Below are 21148 nucleotides of genomic sequence, written 5' to 3' on the forward strand. Positions count from 1 at the left end.
CGGAGCAAGGCGACGATGCCCCACCTGACTTTCCTGCGCGACGACCTGAACGAGGCGGAGACCGGGGACGTCGCCGCCGACGAGCGCCGTCCCGCGACCGAGACGCTCGCGGCCTTCGCGCTCGAAGCGGCGCTCTCGCCCGCCCAGCGCCGCCGCATCGCCGCCGATCCCGCCTTCGCCCTCGTCGTCCAGGTTCCGGCCGCCGACTGGGTCGAGCCGGTCCGCGAGGCGTGTGGGCGCCTGGCGGCGTGGGGTCACGTGGTGGCGCGCAACGGCGGTTCGAGAAGCGAGGACCGTGCGGACCGCGGAAATGACCGAGTGGCAGACCGGCTCGCCCGCGGCGACCGGGTGCTCGGGGTCTCGCAATCGCCCGCGCGCTACCTGCCTTCGGCCCTCGTCGCCGCGGCGGACCTGCACGTTCGGCTCCCTGGCGCGACCGACGCCGTGATCGCGCGGGTCGTCCGGGCCGCCACGGGGCGGCGTCCGACCCTGCCGCCCGGGATCGCCCGCGGGCTGGACTTCTTCGAGATCGCCGCCGCGGTGCGCGGGACGACGGCGCGGTCCTGCGTCGCGCGCCTCGCCGCGGCGGCGCGCTCGAAGGCCACCGCGGATCCCGCCGTCGGGTCGGCGCCCGATTTCGCGACCCTGGTCGGCTTCGGCGATGCCCATGCCTGGGGTACGCGCCTCATCGACGAGATCGCGACCTGGCGCGCCTCCGGCGGCGCGCCCGCGTTCCAGCGGCTCGACAGGCACGTCGCCCTCAGCTCCGCCCCGGGACTAGGAAAATCATCTTTCGTCCGCTCGCTCGCGAAGGCCGCGGGCCTGCCGCTGGTCGCGACCTCGGTCGGCGCCTGGTTCACCGGATCCGACGGACACCTGGGCGGCGTGCTCCGCGCCTGGGATGCCGCGTACACGCACGCGTGCGCGTTAGCTCCTAGTATTTTGTTCCTAGACGAGGCTGATAGTATTCCTAACAGGGCCACGATGGACAACCACGCGCGCGAGTGGTGGACCCCCTTGTGCACGAGCATTTTGCTCGGTTTCGATGCGCTCAACGCGCCCGGCGCCCCCGAGGTGTGCATCATCGCGGCGACGAACCACGGCGACAGGCTCGATCCCGCCTTGATCAGGCCCGGACGGCTGGGCCGGGTGATCGAGATCAAGCCGCCCTCGGCCGCCGACCTGGCGGTCATCTTCCGGCAACACCTCGACGACGGCGAGGTGCCCGACATGGACCTCGCGCCGCTCGGCGCGCTCGCGCTCGGCGCCAGCGGCGCCCAGGTCGCCGGGTGGGTGTCCGAGGCCCGTGCCGCCGCGCGCGCCGCCGGACGGCCGATGCGCCCGGAGGACCTGCTCGGCCGCGTCGCGCCGCCGGATCAAGGGAGCCCGGCGGACCGACGTCGGAGCGCGTACCACGAGGCGGGGCACGCCGTGGCGTTCGAGCGGATCGGCGCCCGCGTCGCCCAGGTCGACCTGGTCCCGCGCCGGGATTCGCTCGGCGCGACCTCCGTGGCGACCCGCCTCGGCCAGTCGCCGACCCGCGCGGAGATCGAGGGCCTCGCGGTCGCGCTCCTGTGCGGACGGGCTGCCGAGATCCTGTTCCTCGGGGAGCCGAGCGCCGGGGCGGGCGGCGATAGCCGCTCGGACCTCGCGCGCGTGACGACCCTGCTCGCCGGCAACCACGCCTCGCTCGGCCTCGGCGACCGGTTGGCGTATCGCGGCGCCCCCCACGAGGTCGCGGTCGCGCTGTCGCTCGACCCCGCCCTTCTCGGGGCGGTCGAGCGCGACCTCGACCGGCTGAGCGGCGAGGCCTTGGCCGTCATGGAGGCGAACCGCACCGCCGTGGCGGCCGTCGCCGAGCTGCTGATCGCGCGGCGCCTGGTCTCGGGCGACGCGCTCCGGGCGCTGATCGCCGAGGCGGACCAACACCGCGCCGCGCAGGACGGAGGACAGCCGTGACGCTCCACGTTCCCGATCCGGTGGCCCGCGCCGAGGTGCATGCACCGGTACCGACGGAAGGCCCGTCCGCCGTGCCGGCCGCCCCCGGGGCGCGGTCCGCGCCGTCGGAGCCCGTCCCGTTCCGTCTGTGGACCCTGTCCGACCTCAGGGTCGACCGGGCGCCCCACGTGCTGCCGGACCCGCTGCCGGACTTCGACGCCTTGCTCGTCCCGGGCGGGATCGCGCCCGGCCTGTGCCGGTCCGTGCGCTGGCTTGCGGACGCGCTCGGCGGCCGCCAGGGTCGGCGGCCGGTCGTCCTCGTCCCGGGACCGGCGGAGTACCTCGACGGCGAACCCGTGGGCGAGGCGCTCGCCGAGGCCGTGCCGCTCGGGGCGGCGCTGGGCATCACCGTGCTCCACGACGGCGCCGTTCGCCTCGGCGATCCGCTCCGGCCCGGGTTGGTCATCCTGGGCGCGACGCTCTGGACGGACTTCGCCCTCGACGGCGTCGAGAACGCCCGGACCGCCCGCGCCCACGCCCGGAGCCGCTGGACGGTGACGGACAGGGCGGCGAGCGCGCCCGGGGTGCCCTTCTTCCCGCACGACGCGGCCGGTGCGCACGCCCGCTCGCGGGCCTTCATCGAGGACGCCCTCAACGCCGTCGCCGTCGGTGCCGGCTCGTACGGCCATATGCCGAATCCGGTCCTGCGCGACATCGGCCCGGGCGACCGGGCCGCGGTCGTCACCGGCTTCGCCCCATCACGGTCCTGCCTGCCGCCCACCCTGGCGAGGCCCGTGCTCGACCCGTGGCGGGTCTGCTGGCACGCCTCCGCCCTGGACCCCGTGATGGAGGGGTGGGGCGCCCCGGCCGTCTGGATCCACGGGAACGTGCCGCAGGCCTGCGACCTGCGGCTCGGGCGCACGCGCGTCGTGAGCAACCCCTACGACCCGGACGACCCGACGAACGGGTTCGACGCCAGCCGCACGATCCTGGTCTGACAGCCGCCCCGGAGAACCGCCCCATGCACGAGACCCGCTCCCCGTCGCCCCGGCTTCGGCTCCCCTCCATGTCCGACGCGAGCGCACCCGCGGCCGGCGCGCGCTCCGCCGTCCGCCACGACCGTCGGCCGGCGGCGGAACCCGGCGCGGATGCGGACGCGCTCCTCGTCGTCGATATCGAGACCGTGCCGGACGAAACCCTGATGCCGCCGCCCGAGGTGTGGGCCAGGGACAAGTTTCCGAAATGCGCGTGGCACGCCGTGGTCGCCGTCAGCTTCGTGCAGGCGGAGATCCTGCGCGACGGCGAAACGGGACTGGAGGAATATCGGGTCACCGCCTGCAGGAGCGGCGGCGAGGCGGGCTGGGACGAGGCCCGCATCCTGCGCGGCTTCTGGCGGCACTTCGCCTCCGGCAGATTCCGGCTCGTCACCTGGAACGGCCGCGGCTTCGACATGCCGACGCTGCTCCACCGCACGATGCTCCACGGCATCTCGGCGGAAGCCTGGTTCCGGCGCGGCACGCGCTGGTCGGGCTACGGCAACCGGTACGGCGGCGCCCACGTCGACGTCATGGACGAGATGTCCGGGTTCGGGTGCGCCAGCCGGCTTACCCTGGAGGAGGCCGCCGCGCTGGTCGGCATGCCGGGCAAACTCGGCGAGCACGGGTCGCTGGTGGCCGACATGGTCGCCGCCGGCGAGATCGAGCGCGTCCGGGCGTATTGCGAGACCGACACGATGACGACCTTCGGCATCTACGTCCGCCATGCGTATCTCGCCGGCCGGACCGACGCCGCGGCCCACGACAGGGCGATCGCAGGCCTCCAGGATTACCTGGAGCTGGAGCGGACCCGCAGACCGCATCTCGGCGCCTACCTCGACGCCTGGCGACGCCTGTCCGACACGCGGCCGGCGTTCGTCGTCGACAGGGACCGCCGGGGCGGATGACCCTCGCCCTCGGGTCCCGGTCCCGTCTCCCCGGGTCGCGGGCGCGGCACCCGGATCGGGCTCGGGGCCCCGGTCCAGATCGCCGCGTCTCGGGCCCGGGCCGCGCGGCGTCGCCGGCACACCGGACCGGCCGCCGGCGCACGCGCCCGGACCGGTGACGCCCACCGCGGGCGCCGTCGTGCGACGGATGCCGAAGCGGCGCGCCGCGGTCCGGCGCCCCATGCGTTCGCGCCGTGCCGCCTGAGGCGGCCCGGTCCCCGAGAACCCCTGGATGTCGAGGCGGGACATGGCGGAACGCGCGAGCGGAACTTCACCGGGGTCGCCGTCGGGAACGTCGCGGCCGGCGGCGGCGCGGCGGCACGTCCCGGCAGGGTCGGGGACGGCGTTTGTGCCTTGCCGCGCGCCTCGCACAATGGGCTGTGCGCCCGATTCCCGGGCGCCGTCCAAGGACAGGACCGACCCGGCCCGGCCTCCGCGCACAGTCCCGGTGCGAGGCCGTGCCGTGCGCCTCGACCGGACGCCCGCGCGCCTGGGGCACCGTCCGGCCATGCATCCCGACCCCGAATTCCCGGTTTCCCCCGCCGGCGTCCGCCCGGTGCGGGCGGACGTGCACGAACTCGCGCGGGCGCGGCAGGCCATCTCCGCCCTGGCCCATCCCGACACGCGGCCCATCGTCGACACGGCCATGGGCACCCTGCATGCGGCGCTCTCCGGGGGCGGTCTCCAGGTCTCCAAGATCCCCGGGCTGCAGAGCGCCATCCGCAAACACATCAGGCAGGCCTGGATAGATGGCATCGTCGCCCCCCTCGCCCGGTCGCGCCATCCGGCCGACCGGGCCGTGCTCGACGCGATCCCGAAGGATTTCGCCCTGAGGGCCCACGCCGAGGTGCTGGCCGCCCTGGAACGGATCGCCCGTTGGGTCCCCGAGGATGCCGACGGCACGCGGGCGCACCTCGGGCGGGCCTTCGAGTACCTGCGGATGCTGCCGCTCATCCTGCAGGCCCTCGCCGATCTCGAAGGGCTCGCGCCGGGCGCCACCCGAACGGGCCGCCCCGCATCCGGACCCGGTTCCGCGGCCCTCGCCGACGCCGCCGCACTGGTCCAGCGCCGGCTCAAGGCGGCGCTGTCGCCGGGCCTTCCATCCTTGATCGGCGACCTGGCCGACCTGGTTCACCGCGGCCCCGCGGCCGCGGCCGACGTCCCCGCGCTGCGCTGGACGGCCGCCGCGCTCCTCGCGCCGCCCGCGCGCGGCGCCCGGACATCGGACCGGGGCGGTCCGCAATGGCGCCGGAGCCTCGCCGGCGCGCTCTCCCGCGACCTGATCGACGAGGCGCTCGCGCCGGCCGCAGGTCGACTGCTGCGACGGCATGCCGGCCTGGAGATCGGGGACGCCCGCTATGCCCGGGGCGAGGGGCACGGAGGCCGGCTGGACCTCGCCCTGTCCCGCGCCGGCGTCAGGCTGCTCCTGACGGTCCGCTTCGACGTCGCCGGCGGGCGGTTCGAGCAATCCTCCGCGGTCGTCTCGTCGGACGGCGCGCCGACGACGCTCGCGCCCGAAGACGCCGATGCAATCCTCGATGCGTCCATCCCCGACGAGCTCGACACACCCGCACATCGCGCGATGCGCCGCCTCTCGCGGCTGGACCGCGCGCCCAGCCTCCACATGCACGTCAACGGGACCGGCGAGCTCCAGGTCGCTCCTGAGCCGGTTCGGACGCAGGATGCCGGGTTGCTGGAGGAGCTTGTCCGCACCGCCGACGAGGAGGGAAGCGCCGTCAGGTTCGACCCGGTCCGCGACCTCGTGCTGGCGTCCGGCCTGGTCGAGATCGGCTTCGAGTGGCACGACGGGCCGGCCGGTCGGTGCCTGATCCGCGCCCCGGCCCAACCCACCGGTCGGCCAGGCCCATGACGACCAGGTCCACCACGGCCGGGTCGCCGACCGGCTCGGGGGCCCTGTCGACGGCAAAGCCGCTCGGCCAGTGCGAGGGTCGCGATACCAGCTGACCCCCGAGGGCCAGCTTGATGAAATGCGGCATACGCCTTCGTCTCGGCGCCGATGCTGATTGGAATACGCAGACCGACATTTGGTACGGCGGCCTGTGCTCGAATGAATGCTTCATCGACTTGAAGATCGACGAACGCGGACGTGGCGTTTGCGGGCGCCCTTGGTCACTTCGATTGTCGCCAGCCGTTCGATACACGCGACACTCGGCCAGAGGATAACCCCGGGGACGCGACGGACAAGGTTGGCCGGGTGCGCGATCCGGTTTCACTCACCCGGTCGACCGGTCCGACCGGGTCAGGTTCCGTTTACCACGTCCGGTGGACCTGGGCGAAAGAACTTGCGGCCTGGCGGGCACCCGGTCTATGGTCCGATCATCAGGTCGCGGAGCTACTCCGGACCTGATGCGGACCTGGACCTGGTCGGGGGTGCCGAATGGATGTGATCACCCAGATGTGCCAGGAGCGCGACCGGGCCCGGCAAGCCGCCGCGGACAGGACGCGGCAGCTTCAGGAGCTCATGTTGGAACACGTGAGCGCCATCGCGGCGGAGACCGCCAAGGCGGCCCGCCTCGACCAGGTGATCGCGACCCTGCGGCAGGGGGCTGCCTACGCGCCGGAGCCGATGCCGGCGGCCGACCAGGCCGAGATGGAAGCGCCGGCCCAGCCGCTGCCGGCCGACGAGCCGGTCTCGGGCGGGGCCGAGCGGGTGCCGGTGCCGCAAGTCTCGGGCCTGGTTGCCCAAGTCATCGTCGACGCACTCGCGAAGGCAGGCGCCAAGGGGTTGTCGGGAAGCGAAGTCAATGACGCGGTTCGGGACGCCGGTTTTACGCTCGATGCCTCGGAGAAAAACAAGACCCGCCTTAAGAATAAAAACCTGGTTTACCATGATCGCAAGGCACAACATTGGTATCTGAAAGATCCAACGAAGGCCTCGGCGTCATAAGACCAGTCTAGATCCAACAACTCATCAATCATCGAGGAGAATGGCAATGCGCAACATATCTCGCGCAGCCCTCCGCGCGCGCTCGCGCGACCCACCGGGTCGGGAAGTGATCGGAGCGGCAAAATAAAAGCGCACGGTCCGATCCGGACCGCACGCTTTGAGCTTGCCCGCAACCGAGCTGCGAAGCCGTAGCAGGTTAGGACTGGCCCGTCGGCCGAGAGCTTGAGCCCTCTCGACCGCGTCATTGCCAGACCTCGTGATCACGATTGCCGAAAACCAGACCGGCCAACCACCGGGATCAAGTCCGACATTCGAGACCGACGACGTATGCCAGCTCTCGCCTGCGAAAGCAAGCGGGCTGCGCTCCGCCTCCTCGGGATCCGCCGGCCCAAGCCGGCCGCGCCCGGACCGTCCCCGCGACGGATCCGGACCGGCCCCGCGCGACCCCATCCGAGGAGAGCATCATGAACGAGCCGTACCGCGTCGAGCCCCTCACGGCCGACTTCCAGCCGCCCCTCGCCCCCCTGATCGACCGGGCCTTCGATGCCTGGGACGGGGATGTCGCCGCGCTGCTCGGCGTCCCGCGGGGGACGTTCGAGCCGGAGACCGAGGCCAGCGAGCCCACCGAGTTCTGAGCCGCCGACGAAGCCCCGGCCTCCGGGCCGGGGCCGCCGCCCCATCCCATCCCATCAACAAGGCTGGCCCCGTCCGCCTTTCAAGGACCCATACGACCATGAAGCAGCTCGAACTTTTTCCGTCGACGACTGCCGACGCTGACCGGCTCCGGGCCGAGATCCAGGCCCTCGACGAGATGACGGAGCGCGAGCGCGCCGCCGCGCTGCGCCGCCACCGCTACGTGCGGGCGGTCGAGGACCTCCCGCAGGGACGGCGGGGTGACCGCCACATGCGGGCCGCGATCCGCGCCGTCTGCGAGCTGAGCGACGACGTCGATCCGCCCACGCCGCGCCAGGTCAGGACATGGGAAGCGCGGCTGAGGGAGGCCGGCGGCAACCCGGCCGGCCTCGCCGACCGGCGGATGGCGCGGTTGCCCCGGCAGCAGACCCACTGGGCCCCGTGGATCGGCGAGCTGGTCGACCAGGTCGTGGCCGAGGCCGACCCGCGCCTGGGCGTCACGCTGACGGCCATGGCCCGCCTCGCACAGGCGAGGTGCCTGGAAGCGGCGCCTGCGCGGGGCGGCGCGGCCGCCCACGTTCCCGGTTTCCGGACCCTCGTGCGGATGGTCGGCGACCGTCTGCGTTCCCTGCAGCAGGCGTATCGGTACCGGCAGCTCTCGTGCGGGCGTCCTCTCGCCGAGGTCGTCGTCGCCCGGGAAGTCCTGCGGCTCGCCATCCCGGAACTCGGCGCCGACCGCGTCCACCTGGTCACCGCACGCGACAGCTACAGCGGCGTGATCGTGGCGGCGGCGCTCGGCATTGCGCCGCCGGACGGGGAGGACCTGCTCGGCCTGTTCGGGGCGCGGACCGCGACGGCTGCCGCGGAGCCGCTCGGCGCCGCCCGCCTGTGCATGGGACTGCCGGAGGTGATCGTGCTGGACCATGATCCCGCCTTCCTCGGCGCCACGTTCCAGCATTCCGCGGCGGCGCTCGGCATCCGGCTGCACTTCGCCGGGGTCGACCATCCGGGCGCTCCCTGCCGGGCAGCGGGCCTGCAGCGCTGGCTGACGGCCCGGGGGGAGGCGGTCGAGGACGCAGGAGGCCTGATGGCGGGGGCGCACGCCTGGCTCGCCGATCTGGACTTCCGCCGCTCCGGAGCGGACCGGCGGACCCCGCTGGACCGCTGGCAGGAGGGGGTCGCTCGCTATCCCATCCGGCTGTCGCCGGGGGCCGCTCCCGCGATCCCGACCGGCGAGGAATCGGGTGGCGCCGACGGGGCCGAGGGACCCGACGGCCGCGACACCCGGCGGAGGCCCTGATGCCGGCGACCCTGCGAAGCCGCCATGTCGGCAAGCCGAGCCCGTCGCGCCCGGTCGTCACCGGCCGACGGGACTGCATCACGGGCGAGGTCCCCTCCGGCAAGGTGGGGATGGGCTACCGCATGGTGGCCTACGAGGGCCTCCTCGCGCGGGACTTCATCCTGATCCTGGAGCAGGACGATGCCGTCCTGCGCTACCAGGAGGAGCCCGCTCCCTTCCGGTGGCACGACGGCGTCCGGTGGCGCCGCTACACGGCCGACTTCGCCGTGGAGATCGACGACGGGCGGCGCATCGCCGTCGAGGTCAAGCCGCGGAAGCGGGTGATCAGGCTGGGCTGGGACGGGATCCGGCCCCGCATCGAGGCCGGCGCCAGGGCCGCCGGCTACGACGGCTTCGAGCTCTGGACCGAGGTCGAGGTCGACGCGCTCCGCGTCGCGAACGCCGCGCTCGTCGCGAGCGAGCGCACCTTCGTGGCCGACGAGGCGGAGCAGCACACCATGCGCGTCGTCCTCGACCGCTTCGGCGGCCAGGGCCTCGTCCGGGACCTCCGGGCGGCATCGGGGCTCCAGGCCCGCGCCTTCCGGGCCGTCGTGGCCCTGGTCGCGCGCGGCGAGGCCGAGCTGGCCGACCCCGGCCGACCCTTCGACGACCACGCCATGATCCGCCGCCCCGCGAACCTCAGGAGTGCACCTTGAACAGGCTCGACCAGCAGTTCCGCCTTCCCATCGGCGCGGTCGTCGTCGTCGACGGCGTCCCCTACGCCTCCGTCGCCCGCGAGCGGGCGGGCCTCGCCCTGCGCAGGCTCGCGGGCGGTTCCGAGACCGTCGTGCTGAGCGACGCCGTCCTGGTGGACCTCCACCGCGGCGGGAGGGTGCGCATGGCGGGACCCGGTGCATGCGGGGGGCTGCGCTGACCATGGGCGCCTGCCAAATCCGTCTCCAAGCGGACGCGCTCGTCATCGTCGAGGGCGTCTACCACAAGGTGCTCTCGCGCGACGAGGCCGGCGTCACGCTGCGCACCCTCGGGGCGAGGCCGGTCACGGTCACGAAGACCCATGCCGAGTTGGCCGACCTCTACTTCGGCGAGCCCAGGCGGCTCCAACTGGTGGAGGACACCGCCGCCGGGCTCCCCCAAGGCGTCAGGGACAACCTCCTGCGCAACATCGACACCTTCGACGTTCGCCAGCAGGACGCGGCGCTGATGCGCCTCGACTACGTGCAGGCCTGCGACCGGTGCTTCGCCGAGCGGACCCATAGGAAGGTCCCGAAGGGCTACGCCGATATCGCGAGGCTCGTCGCGGCCGAGCGCCGGCAGCGGGCCATCGAGAACGAGGGCTCCCATCCCGACGACGTGCCGCTCGAACGGGTGAGCGGCTCCTCGCTGAAGGGTTGGTACGGGCGCTGGCGCAAGGGCGGCAAGTCCATCGTGGCGCTGATCCCGCTGGACGACCTGAAGGGACGGGCGGGTTTCCGCCTCGATCCCGAGGTCGAGATGATCATCGCGGAGCGCGTGCGCGAGGACTGGCTCACCCGGAACGGACCGCCGCTGAGCCATGTCATCGTCTTCATCCAGGGCAGGATCGAGCGCGAGAACAAGACGCGCACCGTGCCCTTCGACGTGCCTGACGGAATGACGATTCGGCGCTGGGTGAAGGCGAACGTCAGCCAGTTCGACGTGATCTACCATCGCGAGGGCCCCGCGGCGGCGGAGCAGGCGTTCCGGCACGTCAAGAAGGCCCCGCAGGCGACGCGGCCGCTCGAAATCGTCGAGGTCGACCACACGCCGCTCGACGTCCTGGTCCTGGAGGGCGACGGCACGCCGGCGCGCGACCGGCGCCGCAAGGACAAGCGCACGAGGCGGGTCTGGCTCACGGTCGCGATCTGCGCCGCGACCCGCATGATCGTGGGATTCCACCTCAGTGACGAGCGTCCCTCCTGGACTTCGGTGATGCATTGCCTGCGCATGGCGGTGCTGCCGAAGGACCTGACCGGCATCCGGGTCGACACGGCGTGGCCCGTGTTCGGCGTGCCGGAGGTGGTCAAGCTCGATAACGGGAAGGAATTCCACTCCCGGTCGATGAAGGCGGCCGCCGGGCAGCTGCGGTTCGAGCTCCGCTACATGCCCCGGCGCAAGCCCCACCTGAAGGGCAAGGTCGAGCGCGCCCTCGGCACCATCGCGCGCGACTTCTGCGCCTACCTTCCCGGACGGACCTTCCGCGACGTGCGCGAGCGCGGCGACTACGACAGCGTCGGGCAGGCCGCCCTGACCCTGGCCCAACTCGTCGAGTTCTTCACGATCTGGGTCGTCGACATCTACCACAACCGCAAGCATGGCGGGCTGCTCGGACGAACGCCCCTGCTGCGCTGGCAGGACCTGGCGGGCTATGGCACGCGCCTGCCGCCGTCGGCCGACGACCTCGACCCGCTCATCGCCCTGGTGGTCCCGCGGACCATCCAGCGGAACGGGATCACCTTCCTCGGCCTCACCTACCAGTCCGACGAACTGAAGGGCGTCCGTCGCAGGAAGGGCTTCCACTTCGGCGACGAATTCCTTGTCAAGGCCGAAGCGTCCGATCTCGGCCACCTCCTCGTCCTGGTGGACGAGGAGGCCGGTTGGATCAAGGTCCCCTGCGAGGACGGGTTGGCCGACGGGACGTCCCTGGCGGAGTGGCGAGACGTGGTCCGCACGGCGCGTCGGATGACGCAGGAAGGCCAGCGCGTCGCTCGCGCGACGCTCGTCCGCGCGATGGAGCTGCTGCGCGCCGAATGCCGCAAGGCCGGCGTCAAGCCGAAGCGCCTGGCGAGCGCCGACGTCGACTGGTTCCGCGACCACGCCGACGACCCGATGTTCGAGGTCGCCTGGGACGTCGCGGACGAGGGCGCCCACGAGGAAGAGCGGCTGCGGACCCGACGCCCGCGGAAGGCCGCGCCGCCGGCCGCGGCCGACGCGGCACCCGCGCCCCGGGTCGGGCAGGGTGGCCGCAAGACCGCCCCGCGCCCGGCCAGCGCCCCGCAGGAAGCCCCGCAGGACGCCGCGCCGGCGGCCCGGCCGGCCGGTCCGAGGCCCGTCGCCGCCGAGGCCGATCCGCGGAGCGTGACGGCGGATGTCGGCGCCGAGTTCGACCCCGACGATCCCGACAACTGGACTGCCGAGTGAGGGCCATCGCATGCCGCAAAGCCAGGACGGGGAGATCTTCCGCCCCGACGTCACCATCCTTCCCGGCCCCCAGGCCGCCCCGGTCCGCCGTGAGCGGTTCGCGACCCGCTTGAGCCCGCAAGACCTCGAACGGCGGGCCTGGAAGCGACGCGTCGACACCATCCACGTTAACACCGACGTCGTGATCAAGACCGTCGCGCGCTTCGACGAGATGCTCAAGGACCTCGGCGACGATGTCGAGGGACAGTGCCTCGTCATCCCGGCCGCTTCCGGGGCCGGGAAGTCGCATCTGCTCGCCCGGTTACAGCTCCGCCCGGCGCTCGTGCCGTTCCGCGACGAGTTCGGCCCCGTGCGGCCGCTGGTCTACATCAAGGCGCCGAGCCCCTGCACGCTGAAGACGCTGGGTCTCGCGCTGTACCTCGCCATGACGGAGAAGGAGCTCAGCGCCAACCTGAAGGAGCACGATATCTGGACCCGGGTGCGCCACCAGATGCACGCCCAACTCGTCTCCATCATCATGATCGACGAATTCCACCATGCCTTCCGCGGACGCACCGGTGACGAGCGGCGCACCCTGGTCGAGACGCTGAAGAACCTCGTCATCCCGGATCCGGACGACCCGCTTCGGCCGCCCGGTGCGGAGTTGCGCCCCGTCTCCCTCGTGCTCTCGGGCATGCCCTGGCTCAAGAAGGTGCTGAAGGAGGATTTCCAGCTCCTCCGGCGCTGCGTCTTCAAGCCGATCAAGCCCCTGGGTCACTCGGAAGCCTGCGTGAAGAAGGCCACGAAATTCCTGTCGCTGGTCGAGGCAAGGCTCGGCTTCCCGGCCGCGTGCGGCCTGTCGGAGCACGACATGGTTCAGCGCATGCTCAAGGCTTCGAACGGCTACACCGGTCGCATGATGCACCTCGTCAAGAAGGCGGCCTTCCGCGCCATCCAATCGGGCAAGCCGAGCATCGGGCAGGTCGACCACCTCGGCTTCGTCTTCGAGGAGATCTTCGAGCTCGGTCCGCGCAGGAACCCGTTCCTGGTGGTCGACATCTCGACCCTGCCGAAGATGAAGGAGATCGAGTTCGAGAGGCTCACGCGCCTGACGGGGACCGCCGAGGCCGGGGTCGAGACGCAAGCCGACGACGCGTAGGGGGAAACCGATGCGGCTGACCATCATCCCGCCCGTCATCGACGGGGAATCCGCCGCGGCGCACCTGCTGCGCGCCTTCGACGTCAACGGCGAGCCGTGGAGCCGCGAACGCCTCAGGACCGCGGGCCATTCCATGAGCGACATCCTGCAGGGCCGCGCCGCCGGCCCCCTCGCGGATCGGCTCGGCCGTGGCGAGGACGCGTTCCGGGGTTGGACGCCCACCGAGATCACCAAGAAAAAGGTCGTGATCGCGGACGAGGTGGTCCACCGGGACGATTGGACGACGAACGTGCGGCGGTGGTGTCCCTGCTGTTGGCAGGACGACCTTCGCAGGACGCCGTCGGGACGACACGCGCACTGGAACATCCACCGGCGCTTCTGGTGGGACGTGGCCGCCGTCGGCACCTGTCCCCTCCATCATGTCCGCCTGGAGGGGTCCTGCCCGATTTGCCGGACGGGCGTCACCTGGGAAGCCGGCTCGCTGACCCGTTGCAGGAACGGCCATTCCCTTCTCGCCTGCGACGGCGCCAGGGTCCCGCCCGCGACGACGCTGGCGGACGCCTACGTGGTCGGCCGCCTCGGCGGCATGGCCCGGACCAGCGTGCCCCTCCTCGACGGCCTGACGCTCGCCGAGGCCTGCGACGCCATGGAGCGGTTCGGCGTCGCCCTGCTCGGGGGCGCCGACGGGGCCCTCTCGAAATTTCCGGCGGAGCGCCATCCGGAGGTGTTCTCGGCCGGTCTCGCCACCGCCCGGGACTGGCCGCACGCCTTCGACGCCCTGCTCGACGGGATGGCCCGAGCCGACCATGTCGGCCTCGGCGCCTGGGGGGCCGAACAGGTCTACGGCTATCTGTATCTCTGGGCGAAGCGGCTGCCGGCGGGAGCGAGCGGGGATGCGGTTCGGGCGGCCCTCTATGCGCATCACGCCGGCCGGGGCCCGGTTCACAAGACCTCGGTGGTGATCCGGCATACCGACGTCCCGTTGGTCAGCCTCGCCGACATCGCCGCGGAATGCGGCCGAAGGCCGGAGTTCATCGCCGGCTACGTCAAGGCCCTGGGCGCCTGGCCGCAACGGACGAGGAGGGGTACGCCCATCGGCATCGCCCGCGAGACCGCCGCCCAGATCCGGGCGATCCTCGACCGCGCGCTCCGCGCGGAAAATCTGCCGGCGGCGCTCGGGCTGGCGAAGCGCCAGACGCGTATGTTGGTCGCGGCGCGGATCGTCCCGCCCGCCGAGATCCACGCGCGCGCCGGCATCAAGGCCGACGTCTTCGACCGGGATGCCGTGGCCGCCGTGCTATCCCGGATCCGTGGCTCGGCGCCGACCGTCGGGGCCATGCCCGCCGGCCTCCTTCCGCTCGCGCGAGCCAGCCAGCACGGCAAGGTCGACGGCGTGCGCGGCACCTGCGACATGATCCTGGCCGGCCAGCTTCGGGTCAGGGCGGTCCTGCGGGACGTACCCGGCCTCGCGGGCTTCCTGGTCGACCCGGAGGACATCAGGGTCGCGCGGCGTTCGCGCGAAGGTGGGGGTCTCACCCTCGAAGAGGTCGGCCGGCGGCTCACGGTCCCGACGGACAGCGTCGGCCTGATCGTCCGGGCAGGCCTCATGGCGGGGACAGCGATGCCGTGCGGGGAGATCCTCGTCAGGGACGATGCGCTCGCGGCTTACGAGGCCGAGTACGCCACCACGGGTGCGCTCGCCAGGGAGATGGGATCCGGCGCGCGGTGGGTGCGGGAAGCCTTGGATCGGGCCGGCGTCGGGCCAGCCTTCGCGATCACGGGCCGAAAGACCACGACGGTATGGCGCCGGATGGATGTCCCGACGGACCTTCGGCGCCGCATCGCCAGGACCCACGCGCCGCGACCCTAGGAGCAAGCCGGGACCGCCGTGCCGCGCGAGCGCCGTCGGCGCAAAGCCATGAGCGGGGCGATGAGGATCTGCGCGGGGCGTCGACCGAGGAAGGATGTGACGCCGTCTTGGTTCGGGGACCCCGTCGCCTTCCAGTGGACGTGAACAGATCGGATCATCGCCGCGACCGTGATCGCGGCGGCGGCCCATCGGTTCGGCTGGCGCGGCCTCGCGCTCGGATCCGTCCTCGGTGCGACCGGCGTCGCGGTGCTGGCGGCGCTGCAGGCGGCGACCTGCCGGATCGCCCGGCATCGGCTGGATCGGATCTCCGTCCTGCCGCCGCTCGGGTTCGGCCTCCAACGCGCTTATGAGGTCACTACCGGCCTGCGAGGCCGACCCGGTGCCGACGTCCACCCTCGCGGTTAGGCTTGCACCTGCCCATCGACGCCGGCGGGCGCGGTTCGCGCCTCGGGCATCGGCCCTTCTCGGTCTCGGCGGCGGTCGGGTTCATCGCGCTCTCGGGCGTCGCGGTCCTGAACGGCTTGGTGCTGCTGAACCACATCCGCGCGCTCGTGGCGTAGGGAACGGCGATTCCGGATGCCGTCCACGAGGGCGCCCTGACCCGGCTGCGGCCGGTGGCGATGACGGCCTTGGTCGCCGCCCTGGGCTTCGTCCCGATGGCCCTGGCGACGGGCACGGGTGCGGAGGTGCAGCGGCCGCTGGCGACCGTCGTCATCGGCGGCTTGGCCAGCGCGACCGTCCTGACGCTGCTGGTCCTTCCGGCGCTTTACGTCCGGTTCGGCAAGGCCAAGGCGTCCTTCCCGTCCGCTCCACGAGGCCATGTCGTGGCGTGGACCGACACACCAACACCTTAGCCGGACGACCTCGTGAGCGGTCGGATCAGGGCGTCCGCATCGCGGCGTGACAAGGTCCCGGGCAAATCGGGACAAGCTGTGTTGAGAGCGGCGCTGTCGCGGAGCCGAAAACGGGACAAGCTTTCATGAGAGTGTGTCCTGCGCAGCCGCGCTCATGGATCGGCATCACCCAGGCTGCCCGGACCGAATGAGATGGCACCCAAGCGGCGGGACGGCGTAGCCCGATGCGTGCCGCCGTCATTCATCGCCTTTGGGAACGCCCTGTCTCTGATCGCGTGCCGCCACCGTGGCTCGACGGATCGAGGCCAGATCGGGTGCCACGAGCGGCTGTCCGCCCGGGCTTCCGACCGGCCCGGATGAAAGGTCTCCGCCCGTCGCCCCTACTCGAAAGCCCCTGGGCATCGCACGGGACAACTCGGCGGTAGAGGCTTCTGAGCCAGGCTCATTCCGGCAGGCGCCGCGCCTTCCGAGCCGCCCGTCGGGGGCAGCCGGCGCGCGGCGTCGATGTCGCCGAAGGACCGGGGTGAGGCCACCTTGCCGCGGGCCACGCCCATGGCCTCGTGGCCGGGTTCGCCGGCCGTCCTCGCCGGCGGTGGGGCCGCCGGGGCGCTCGGCTCTCAGGCTGGCCAGTTCGCCGGGCGACCCAGGAAGCCGCGGCCCGGCATGCCGCGGAGCCATGTCACGAAGGCGCTCACCCGCTCGGGCGCGAACTGGTTTCGATGGCCCTGCGTGCTGTGCACGAGATCGCGCAGTTCCTGAGGGACCAGCGGGCCCGACCCGCCCCAGTAGGCGTATTCGCGCCCGAGAAGCACCCGGTCCGTCCGACCGGTGTCGCGCACCAGGTTCGGCAGGCTGGTGACGCCCCCCGGCTCGCTATGGAAGGAATCGGCCTGGACGAAGGTGCCGTCGGCCGAGCGTCGATAGATGTTGTCGCCGTAGATCTGCATGCGGCTGCCGGACATCACGGGTCGCTTGGCGCCGAAGCGAGCGTCGTCCCAGTACCGGTCGAAGGTGAGGATCTCGTCGATCCGCATCCAGTAGACGACACGGTCCTTGATCCCGTTCGGAATCGAGCCGGTCCCGACCACGAAGTCCCCGACGCTCGCGTGCTGCCGGATCAGCGGTTTGCACGCGCTCAGCGTGCACACCCGGTGGAACGGATTGGGCGCGAACCCGAGGTCGTGGTCGATCACGTAGGAGTGGACGCGCACGCCGGCCTCAGCACTTGTTCCGCTTGGTCTGGCGCTCCGCCCGCGGCTGGGCGTCGGGCTTCAACCACTCGGGCTTCGCGTTCCTCCGCGGTAGGGCGCCCCGCAGGCTGCCCGCATCCCAGGGAACGGTATCCCCGCCGTAATCCTCGAAAGCGCGCGGCAGCGTTTCGTCCTGGGTTCCAGGAGGCCAGATCCCGATCACGCGACGACCCTGGGCGGCGGCCCGCTGCATCACGCGCCCCAGCTCCTCGTCCGCGAGGCAATCGGGAGACAGCACGATCACCCCCAAGTCCTCGTCCGGCGTCTCGGCGTGACCGGCCGGGGCCTCGTCATCGGCGGGCGCGGGCTCGTCGTCTTCCGGTGCAACGGGATCCTCGACGTGCTCGCCGTCTTCCTCCTCGTCGTCGTCCCCTTCGTCGGGCTCGACGGCGGCGACCTCCTCGTCCACGACCTCGCAGCCCGCCTCGGCCAAGAGCTTGAGCAGGGCCGTGCGTTCCTCGTCGTCGACAGGACCGAGCACGCAAACCTTCGGCATGTGCGGCTTCTCCCCGGTGCCCAGGTCCTTCCGTCGCGCATTCCGCCCGGGAGCCTGGCTCAGTAAAGCTTAGGTGGTCAGCCGCGGTCGGTATGGCAAGGGTGCGTTCGCCGCGTGTGTGGGTACAGGCAACCCTGGACTGAGCGCCGGAAAGGTCCGACGATGGCAACCTGAGGATAGGCCAACCTGGAGCGGGGAGGGGACATGGATACGGCGCCGCTTAGCCTGAACGGTTATCAAGCCGGGGCGGTCCGGACGGACCGGACGCGAGGGAAGGGCACCGGCCTCGACCTGGCCGTGCTCGGCCTTTTCGGCGAGACGGGCAGCCTGCTGAGCGAGACCAAGAAGAAGCAGCGCGACGCGCGGTCCTATCTTGGCTACGAGGCGAGCGTCGTCGAGGAGATGGGCGACGCGCTCTGGTACCTGGCGGTGATCGCCGATCACGCCGGGCTGCGCTTGGGGGATCTCGCCGGCCGGGACCTCGCCGGCGGACCCGAGCCGACCTTCGCGGACGTGCAGCCACAGCGTGCCTTGCCTTTGCACGTCCCGACCGTCGCCTTCGAGCACACCCTGCTACAGTTGGCCGGGGCCGTCGGCCGGCTGGCCGCGCTGGGGGCGCGGGGCGACCTCGCGGGAAGCCCGGACCTCCTGGAGCGTCTCTCCGCAGTGTTCGGCCTTCTCGTCGCGGCCGCGAACGAGGCCGGCGTCACCCTGGAGCAGGCCGCCATGCGCAACCTCGCGAAGGCCGAGGACCGTTGGCCGGCGACGCGCGTCGCCCCGCCGCTGTTCGACGAGGCGTTCCCGGACGAAGAGCGCCTGCCCCGCGCGTTGACCATCGACATCTTCGAGCGCACCGGCGGGAACGACAGGCGGTACGTCGTGCAGCGATGCAACGGCATCTTCATCGGCGACCGCCTGACCGACAACATCATGAAGCCGGACGATTACCGGTTCCACGACGCCTTCCACTATGCCTACGCCGCCGTCCTCGGCTGGTCGCCGGTGACGCGCGCGCTGTTCCGCCTGAAGAGGAAAAGCGAGGCCCGCGTCGACGAGGGGCAGGACGGAGCGCGCGCGATCCTGATCGAGGAGGGCGTGGCGACGTTCGTCTTCGGTGAGGCGAAGCAGCTCGGCTTCTTCGAAGGACAGCGCCCGGGCGACCTGGGCTTCGCCTTCCTGAAATCGGTGAGGCAATTCGTGCGCGGCTACGAGGTCGAGGCCTGCCCGCTCTGGCTTTGGGAAGAGGCCATTCTCGCCGGTAACGAAGCGTTTCGTTTCTTGCGGGAGAAGCGCCGCGGGCGCCTTCGGCTCGATCTGGTCGGGCGGAAGATGCTGGTCGAGGACCTGCCGACATGACACCTGGCGCCTTCATCGAGGCCCTCGCGGCGCTTCGCTTCAGCGACACCTTCAACCCCTACGCCGAGGCCTGCCCGGACCACGACGGCGTCGGTGCGCCCCAGGTCCGGCGTGAGAACCTGCGCCTCGTGCTGGAGGCGGCCCTCGCCGGAGGCGTCGACTCGATCTGGATCGCGCGCGACCTCGGGTACCGTGGCGGGCGGCGCACGGGCCTGGCGCTCACGGACGAGGCCCACCTCTCCGCCCATGCCGGCCTCTACGGTCAATTGCCGCTGGCGCGGGCAACCCGCGGCCCCGCGATGACCGAGCGCACGGCGACGGTGATCTGGCAGGTTCTCCGGGACCTGCGACGTCCGATCTTCCTCTGGAACGTCTTCCCGCTCCATCCGCACGCGTCGGGCGACCCGCTGTCCAATCGCTGCCACACCCGTCGGGAACGGCAGGCGTCCCGCCACCTCCTCGAATGGCTGGTGTCGGAATTGCGGCCCCGGGTCCTGGTCGCCATCGGGAGGGATGCCGAGGCGGCGTTGGCGGACTTGGGTATGGCGGCCGAGCGGGTCCGGCACCCCAGCTACGGAGGTCAGACCGAGTTCGTCGCTCGGATGGGCGAGTTGTACGGCCTACCCGCCAAAGCTCCGCGCGCGGTGCAACTCACGCTGCCGTAAGGAAACCGCAGCCGGATCTTCCCGACGTTGGTCTGGCGGGCCTCCAGGTCAGGCATGACGCACCAGCACGTGTTCGTATGCTGGCCCGGGATGAGACGCCTCGAACCTTCCCATCGCCCCGGCGGTCACGCGCACCTATGCCGGCGAGACTTCCAGGGTGCGACGCACCGGTGAACCCTAGGTGCGGGCAACGGGAAGCCGGATCACCTTGCTTTACCTTAGGCGTGCCTCCGGTCTATCGCCTTGGCGAAGATCCGGCGGACGAAGGGGGGCGGTTTGGACGCGGCGGTTCGTGCGCGATTGCTCGCCTCCATGGAAGCCGGGCGCCTCGTGCTCCTCTGCGGCGCCGGCCTGTCGATGGCGCCGCCGAGTTCCCTGCCGTCGGCCTGGACCGTGGCCGCCAGGTGCTACGACCGCTATGTCATGAGCATCGATCCGGCGTGCCCGCAGGAACTGCGCGGCGACCTGGAGTCCCTGGCGGAGATCTTCGCCAAGGAGGACATGCTCGGGTCGGTCTTCATCGACGCTCTCGTGCCCTGGGAGGATTTCGTCCGGCCGCCCAACGTCGGGCACGCCGCGGTGGCGGACTTCCTGATCACGCGCTTGGCCGCCGGTGTCGTGTCGGCGAATTACGACACCCTGATCGAGCGCCGCGCGCAGGAATACGGGTTCGATCTCCTCGCCTCCCTCGACGGCGACGAGGCAAAGGTCCAGGCCCGCAAGCACGCGCCCCTGCTCAAATTTCATGGCTGCTCCGTCCGCGAGCGGCGCGCCACGGTCTGGACGGCCTCACAGCTCACCGAGGACCGGGTGATCGCCGCGCGCATCGAGAAGACTAAGACGTGGATGGCCCACCACCTCCGCGAGAGCGACCTGCTCGTCGTCGGCTTCTGGTCGGATTGGTCCTATCTCAACACCGTTCTCGCCGAGGCATTGACGGGCGTCGCGCCGCTGTCGGTGACGCTGGTCGACCTGGCGCCCGAGGACGTCCTGCAGGCCAAGGCGCCCGAACTCTGGACCCTGGCCAATTCGGAGAACGTCCGGTTCACGCATGTTCAGCGTTCGGGGGCCGAAGTCCTGGACGAACTCCGGAGGGCGTTTTCCCAGGCGTACCTACGCAAGGTCCTGCACGCCGGGCGCGCCGCGTTGGAGAGCGAGCTCGGGGCGGAGTGCGAGGCGGGCTGGCTCGATCCGCCCGACCTGGGCAGCGAGGAACTCTACGACCTTCGACGGGACGCCGAGGGCGTGCCGGCCACCGCCGCGGCGACCTTGCGGAACCCGGGGCCGTCCGAGGTCCTGGGCTACGCGCACCTGTTGCTGCGGCGTGCCGGTGCCAGCCAGACCCCCGTCGGCTATGATCTCGCGGGCCGCCGGATCAGGGTCGTGAACGGTTCGGGCATGCTGCTCCAGACGGTGCAGGACCGGTTCAGGGAGACGCCGTTCGAGGTCGCCGACATCGTGGTCTGCGCCGGAGCCACCGACGTCGGCCTGCCGTTGAACGTCGTTCGGGAAGGGCGACCGGGCGACATAATCCGGCCGAGCGCCTCCGCGGCATGGCTCGACCTTCCCGCCGCCCGCAGGGAGCTCGAAGTTTGATGGACAT

General features: G+C 71.7%; 17 protein-coding genes and 1 pseudogene. 16 read left to right on the forward strand and 2 right to left on the reverse strand.

The window, feature by feature from the left end; translation table 11 throughout:
• The first annotated feature begins 15 nt into the window (after positions 1 to 15).
• From GGQ91_RS18195 to GGQ91_RS18255, 13 genes and pseudogenes are all read left to right on the forward strand, one after another.
• Positions 16 to 1959, forward strand: a complete 1944-nt coding sequence (locus tag GGQ91_RS18195; protein ID WP_132252711.1) for an AAA family ATPase — start codon at positions 16 to 18, stop codon at positions 1957 to 1959.
• On the forward strand, positions 1956 to 2936 hold the full coding sequence (locus GGQ91_RS18200; protein WP_132252708.1) for a metallophosphoesterase family protein: 981 nt from the start codon (positions 1956 to 1958) through the stop codon (positions 2934 to 2936). Before GGQ91_RS18195 ends, GGQ91_RS18200 begins: the two co-directional genes overlap by 4 nt.
• Positions 2937 to 2959: 23 nt before the next feature.
• The gene (locus tag GGQ91_RS18205) at positions 2960 to 3880 is read left to right on the forward strand and encodes a 3'-5' exonuclease (protein ID WP_182592556.1); all 921 of its coding nucleotides are present in this window, start codon (positions 2960 to 2962) and stop codon (positions 3878 to 3880) included.
• 502 nt (positions 3881 to 4382) lie between these two features.
• Positions 4383 to 5789: a serine/threonine-protein kinase gene (locus tag GGQ91_RS18210; protein ID WP_132252703.1), complete on the forward strand. Its 1407-nt coding sequence runs from the start codon at positions 4383 to 4385 to the stop codon at positions 5787 to 5789.
• A 528-nt stretch (positions 5790 to 6317) separates the two neighbouring features.
• On the forward strand, positions 6318 to 6827 hold the full coding sequence (locus GGQ91_RS18215) for a hypothetical protein (RefSeq protein ID WP_132252700.1): 510 nt from the start codon (positions 6318 to 6320) through the stop codon (positions 6825 to 6827).
• A 464-nt stretch (positions 6828 to 7291) separates the two neighbouring features.
• Positions 7292 to 7462 (forward strand): hypothetical protein, encoded by a 171-nt coding sequence (locus tag GGQ91_RS18220; protein WP_165937823.1) that lies wholly within the window; start codon positions 7292 to 7294, stop codon positions 7460 to 7462.
• 98 nt (positions 7463 to 7560) lie between these two features.
• Complete coding sequence (locus GGQ91_RS18225) at positions 7561 to 8760, forward strand: hypothetical protein (RefSeq protein WP_132252698.1); 1200 nt, start codon at positions 7561 to 7563, stop codon at positions 8758 to 8760.
• Positions 8760 to 9455 (forward strand): TnsA endonuclease N-terminal domain-containing protein, encoded by a 696-nt coding sequence (locus GGQ91_RS18230; protein ID WP_132252695.1) that lies wholly within the window; start codon positions 8760 to 8762, stop codon positions 9453 to 9455. The genes GGQ91_RS18225 and GGQ91_RS18230 overlap by 1 nt, the downstream gene beginning before the upstream one ends.
• The gene (locus tag GGQ91_RS18235; protein WP_007565593.1) at positions 9452 to 9673 is read left to right on the forward strand and encodes a hypothetical protein; all 222 of its coding nucleotides are present in this window, start codon (positions 9452 to 9454) and stop codon (positions 9671 to 9673) included. Before GGQ91_RS18230 ends, GGQ91_RS18235 begins: the two co-directional genes overlap by 4 nt.
• Entirely contained in the window at positions 9655 to 11916 is a 2262-nt protein-coding gene (locus GGQ91_RS18240) for a DDE-type integrase/transposase/recombinase (RefSeq protein WP_007565595.1), read from the forward strand. Before GGQ91_RS18235 ends, GGQ91_RS18240 begins: the two co-directional genes overlap by 19 nt.
• A 10-nt stretch (positions 11917 to 11926) precedes the next feature.
• Positions 11927 to 13054, forward strand: coding sequence for an ATP-binding protein (locus GGQ91_RS18245; RefSeq protein ID WP_132252691.1), 1128 nt, complete (start codon positions 11927 to 11929; stop codon positions 13052 to 13054).
• A gap of 10 nt (positions 13055 to 13064) precedes the next feature.
• Positions 13065 to 14924, forward strand: a complete 1860-nt coding sequence (locus tag GGQ91_RS18250; protein ID WP_132252689.1) for a TniQ family protein — start codon at positions 13065 to 13067, stop codon at positions 14922 to 14924.
• Positions 14925 to 15382: 458 nt separating this feature from the next.
• Positions 15383 to 15778: pseudogene (locus GGQ91_RS18255) on the forward strand (efflux RND transporter permease subunit); the annotation flags it as partial.
• A 617-nt stretch (positions 15779 to 16395) separates the two neighbouring features.
• Here the strand turns inward: GGQ91_RS18255 and GGQ91_RS18260 are convergent.
• Together GGQ91_RS18260 and GGQ91_RS18265 are read right to left on the reverse strand one after the other, a co-directional pair.
• The gene (locus GGQ91_RS18260) at positions 16396 to 16989 is read right to left on the reverse strand and encodes an Nmad2 family putative nucleotide modification protein (RefSeq protein WP_132252685.1); all 594 of its coding nucleotides are present in this window, start codon (positions 16987 to 16989) and stop codon (positions 16396 to 16398) included.
• Between the two features lie 7 nt (positions 16990 to 16996).
• Positions 16997 to 17524: a hypothetical protein gene (locus GGQ91_RS18265; RefSeq protein ID WP_007565621.1), complete on the reverse strand. Its 528-nt coding sequence runs from the start codon at positions 17522 to 17524 to the stop codon at positions 16997 to 16999.
• Positions 17525 to 17926: 402 nt separating this feature from the next.
• Here GGQ91_RS18265 and GGQ91_RS18270 point away from each other — a divergent pair, with 402 nt between their 5' ends.
• The 3 genes from GGQ91_RS18270 (at position 17927) to GGQ91_RS18280 (ending at position 21141) form a co-directional block, all read left to right on the forward strand.
• Entirely contained in the window at positions 17927 to 18880 is a 954-nt protein-coding gene (locus tag GGQ91_RS18270; protein ID WP_238277068.1) for a pyrophosphatase, read from the forward strand.
• On the forward strand, positions 18877 to 19545 hold the full coding sequence (locus GGQ91_RS18275; RefSeq protein WP_132252683.1) for a uracil-DNA glycosylase: 669 nt from the start codon (positions 18877 to 18879) through the stop codon (positions 19543 to 19545). The genes GGQ91_RS18270 and GGQ91_RS18275 overlap by 4 nt, the downstream gene beginning before the upstream one ends.
• 312 nt (positions 19546 to 19857) lie before the next feature.
• Complete coding sequence (locus tag GGQ91_RS18280) at positions 19858 to 21141, forward strand: SIR2 family protein (RefSeq protein WP_007565626.1); 1284 nt, start codon at positions 19858 to 19860, stop codon at positions 21139 to 21141.
• Positions 21142 to 21148: the final 7 nt, after the last annotated feature.

The organism is Methylobacterium fujisawaense, from assembly GCF_014138435.1.
Taxonomy (GTDB): domain Bacteria; phylum Pseudomonadota; class Alphaproteobacteria; order Rhizobiales; family Beijerinckiaceae; genus Methylobacterium; species Methylobacterium fujisawaense.